Source organism: Brevundimonas sp. (assembly GCF_032107865.1).
Lineage (GTDB): Bacteria > Pseudomonadota > Alphaproteobacteria > Caulobacterales > Caulobacteraceae > Brevundimonas.
Genome location: NZ_DAMCNG010000221.1, coordinates 1 through 4,143, shown reverse-complemented (window position 1 = coordinate 4,143; position 4,143 = coordinate 1). Strand labels below are relative to the sequence as shown.

Sequence of the window (4,143 nt, the reverse complement as noted above, 5' to 3'; positions counted from 1 at the left end):
GATGGCGCGGCGACGCGCCTCCTGTTCCTCGGGCGACAGAGCGCCGCCGGCCGGTTGACGCGGCGCGGACGAACGCGGCGCGCCGCCTTCGGGGCGCGGACGTGCGACGTCGAAGCCCTGCGGACGTTGATGCCCGCCCTGAGGTCCGGCGCGGCGCTTGGTCTCGACGACGACGGTCTTCGAACGGCCGTGGCTGAAGCTCTGTTTCACCGTGCCGGTCGAGACCGAACCCGCCGCACGCGGCTTCAGGCTCAACGGAGCGCGCGGCCCCGTTTGCGAAGGCGTGTTGGCAGGAGTCTTGCCGTCGTTGGAATTGTTGTTTTCGTCGCTCATCCGGTCGCTTTACTCAGGGCGGAGAATTCCGCCTTCGTCTCTATCTTGTGCACCCATAGCAGAATGCGGCCCCGCCTCCGTCAGATCGGAAACAGGCCCGCAGCCGCCGAAACCCTAAGGCTCTCCATCCGGGGCGCCGCCCCGGTCGTCCTCTGCGCCGTTTTCGGGCCCCGCCCGGTTCCAGCTCTGGGGACAGAGAGGTCGAAATCCCGCCAACCGCTGAACCTCCTGGGTCCAGCGATCAGCCCGCCCGCCTCGCAGCAGGACGGCGTGTATCGCATTTTCCAGCCCAAGGGCCAAACTCAAATCGTCCGCGCTGAAAGCCCCGCAGATTTCGGGGGCGGGCGAGGCGTGTCTGGAGAGGGCCAGAAGCTTGCCGCGCCCATCGGCCGAGCCGTCGGCGGCTTCGATCAGCCATGCGGCGCGGCCGCTGCGGATCGCCGCAGCGCATTTCTCGAACCCAGAGATAAGCACGCCTTCGCGCCGGGCAAGACCCAGCTGGTCCAGACAACGCCGAACCAGCAGGGTCTCGACCAGATCGGGCAGGTCGGCGGCGGGCTTCAGCGGCGCCTTGGCCGCCCGCGCGAACAGGTTCTTCTTGATCGCGACCTCAAGCGAGGCGCGGTCGGCCGCGACCCACAGGCCGCGCCCCGGAAGCTTGCGCCCCAGATCGGGCGCCACCGCGCCGTCCGGGCCGCCGACAAAACGGATCAGGCGAGATTCATCGAGAACCTGGCGTGACGCCAAGTCCTGACGATCCCTATCGATCAACGTCTCGGACGACCTCATGGACAGCTGCGGCTCCCATCACATGTCGCGGGACTGATCGTCGAGGTCGTCAGCGACGACCTCTGCATCAGCGTCAGCGTCAGCTTCATCAGCCGGGGCGTCTTCCTGGACTTCGCCGTCGAACTCGACGTCGCCTTCCAGCGTCTCTTCTTCGACGTACTCCGGCTGAGGCAGTTCCGAAGCGTCGATCCAGCCGGCGGCCACGCGCGCCTGCAGGATCAGCATTTCGGCGTCTTCCTGGCTCAGGTTGAAGGTTTCCAGCACGCCCGGAACCTTGACCCGCTCGCCGCCGCGCACTTCATAGCCGCCGCGGATTTCGTCGGTAGCCAAGTCGGCCAGATCCTCGACCGTCTTCACCCCGCCTTCGCCCAGGGCGACGGCGATGGCGGCGGTCACGCCCGGCACTTCCAGCACGCCGTCCTCGACGCCCAGGGCCACGCGCTTGGCGTCCAGCTCGGCCGCCTGACGGTCCAGGTGTTCGCGGGCGCGGGTCTGCAGCTCTTCAGCCGTGTCCTCGTCGAAGCCTTCGATCTCGGAGATCTCATAGGGCTCGACGAAGGCCAGATCTTCGACCGTGGCGAAGCCTTCAGTGACCAGCAGCTGGGCGATCGTCTCGTCCACGTCCAGGGCTTCCTGGAACAGGGCGGTGCGCTCGGCGAACTCGCGCTGGCGACGCTCGGAGTCCTGAGACTCGGTGATGATGTCGATCTGCCAGCCGGTCAGCTGCGAGGCCAGGCGAACGTTCTGGCCGCGACGGCCGATGGCCAGCGACAGCTGCTCGTCCGGCACCACGACTTCAACGCGGTCGGCTTCTTCGTCCAGCACCACCTTGGCCACCTCGGCCGGGGCCAGGGCGTTGACGATGAAGGTGGGCTCGTCGTCGTTCCACTGGATGATGTCGATCTTCTCGCCCTGCAGTTCGGCGACGACCGCCTGAACGCGCGAGCCGCGCATGCCGACGCAGGCGCCGACGGGATCGATCGAAGAGTCGTTCGACAGGACGGCCATCTTGGCGCGCGAACCGGCGTCGCGGGCGGCGGCGCGGATCTCGATCACGCCGTCATAAACTTCCGGCACTTCCTGGGCGAACAGCTTGGCCATGAAGCCGGGGTGGGCGCGCGACAGCATGACCTGCGGGCCCTTGGCTTCCGGACGCACGTCATAGATGTAGGTGCGGACGCGGTCGCCGACGTTGAACACTTCGCGCGGGATCGACTGGTCGCGGCGCATGATGCCTTCGCCACGGCCCAGGTCGACGATGGTGTTGCCGTATTCGACGCGCTTGACCGTGCCGTTGACGATTTCGCCGACGCGATCCTTGAACTCTTCGTACTGGTTGGCGCGCTCGGCCTCGCGGACCTTTCCGGTCACGACCTGACGGGCCATCTGGGTCTGGACGCGGCCGAACTCGAACGGCGGCAGGATCTCGACGTATTCCTTGCCGACCTCGGCCTCGGCGTCGCGCTTCAGCGCGTCGCGCAGGCGCACCATGGCGCTGTCGTTGAACTCTTCCAGTTCGTCTTCCGGCTGCCAGTCGTCGGCGACGATGGTGACGTGACGGGTCAGGCTCAGCTCGCCAGTCTTGTGGTCGATCTTGGCGCGGATGTCGTGGTGCGCGCCATAGCGCGACTTGGCGCCCTTCTGGATCGCTTCCTCGATCGCCTCGATGACGATCTCCCGGTCGATGTTCTTCTCGCGCGCGACGGCGTCAGCGATGGAGAGCAGTTCGAGACGGTTGGCGGAGATTCCGGTCACGGCCATCAGGCGTCGTCCTTGGTGGAGTCGGAGTTGGATTGTTCAGCGGTGGATTGTTCAGCGTCTGGCGCGCCCTCAGGCAGGCCGTCGTCTTCGGGTTCGCCGCGCGCCGCACGCAGGGCTGCGCCGCGTTTCAGCAATTCATCGGTCAGCACCAGCTTGGCGTCGGCCAGCCAGGCGAAGGGGATCAAGGCGGTCTCGTCCTCGCCGTCCAGATCGATGGCGACGTTCTCGCCCTCGACGCCGGCGACAACGCCCTTGAAGCGCTTGCGGCCCTCGACCATGCGGTCGGTCTCGAGGCGGGCCTCCAGGCCTTCGAACAGGCTGAAGTCGATCAGGCGCGTCAGCGGCCGGTCGATGCCGGGCGACGAGACTTCCAGCAGATATTCGCCCGAGATCGGGTCGGCGGCGTCCAGCACCTCGGACACGGCGCGCGACAGGCGGGCGCATTCCTCAACCGAGATGTCGTGATCGAGATTGCGCTCGGCCATGATCTGCAGGCGACGGCGCAGGGTGCCGCCCATCAGGCGCACGCGCACGACCGCCAGCCCCAGGCTCTCGGCCACGGGGTCGATCAGCTCAAGCAGAGCACGGTCTTCGGCGGTCTTGGCCCGCAAGCGGCTACTCCAAAAACAAAAGCGACGGTCCGTCCGGGCCGCCGCTTGATACGACGCCGTTGGACGTCGGTCTAACGATGTGAGCGGTCATATAGGCGAAAGCGGGGGCCGTGTCAGCCCCCGCCGTCATCCACACGATCTGGTCATGCGATCAGAACTCCTGCCAGTCGTCCTCGACCTCTTGCAGCTGAGCGGCGCCGCCGCGACCAAAGGCCTTCATCACGGCGACGGTCTTGGGCGCAGGCGAAGGCTCGGCCGCGACCGCGCCTCCGATGCGGAACCGCGCGACCGAGGCGGCCAGGACATCGGCTTCCTGCGCCAGCGAATGGCTGGCGGCGGTGGATTCCTCGACCATAGCCGCATTCTGCTGCGTCACCTGATCCATCTGGTTCACGGCGGTGTTGACCTGCTGCAGGCCCGTCGCCTGCTCCTGGGCCGAGGCCGAGATTTCCGCGACCAGGCCGTCGATTTCGGCGACGCGGCCGACAATGCGTTGCAAGGCCGCGCCGGTCTGCCCGACCAGGGCCACCCCCGCGCCGACCTGCTGACCCGAGGCCGAAATCAGGGTCTTGATCTCCCTGGCCGCCGCGGCCGAACGCTGGGCCAGGGCGCGCACTTCGGAGGCCACCACGGCGAAGCCGCGACCGGC

The 4,143-nt window shown here is 67.4% G+C and carries 5 protein-coding genes; all 5 read right to left on the bottom strand.

Annotation, left to right across the window (positions count from 1 at the left end; translation table 11 throughout):
• The coding region (locus tag RT567_RS14210) for a translation initiation factor IF-2 associated domain-containing protein (RefSeq protein WP_313576925.1) at positions 1-333 on the bottom strand (333 nt) is incomplete at its 3' end.
• A 114-nt stretch (positions 334-447) separates the two neighbouring features.
• Complete coding sequence (locus RT567_RS14205) at positions 448-1,122, bottom strand: RNA-binding protein (protein ID WP_313576924.1); 675 nt, start codon at positions 1,120-1,122, stop codon at positions 448-450.
• Positions 1,123-1,140: 18 nt separating this feature from the next.
• Positions 1,141-2,883: a transcription termination factor NusA gene (nusA, locus tag RT567_RS14200; protein WP_313576923.1), complete on the bottom strand. Its 1,743-nt coding sequence runs from the start codon at positions 2,881-2,883 to the stop codon at positions 1,141-1,143.
• Positions 2,883-3,494 (bottom strand): ribosome maturation factor RimP, encoded by a 612-nt coding sequence (gene rimP, locus RT567_RS14195; RefSeq protein WP_313576922.1) that lies wholly within the window; start codon positions 3,492-3,494, stop codon positions 2,883-2,885. Before rimP ends, nusA begins: the two co-directional genes overlap by 1 nt.
• 151 nt (positions 3,495-3,645) lie before the next feature.
• The coding region (locus RT567_RS14190; protein ID WP_313576921.1) for a methyl-accepting chemotaxis protein at positions 3,646-4,143 on the bottom strand (498 nt) is incomplete at its 5' end.

Excerpts from the sequence above, each read along its gene's own strand:
- RT567_RS14205 (WP_313576924.1), bottom strand. The coding sequence starts at position 1,122 with ATGAGGTCGTCCGAGACGTTGATCGATAGGGATCGTCAGGACTTGGCG.
- nusA (WP_313576923.1), bottom strand. The coding sequence starts at position 2,883 with ATGGCCGTGACCGGAATCTCCGCCAACCGTCTCGAACTGCTCTCCATC.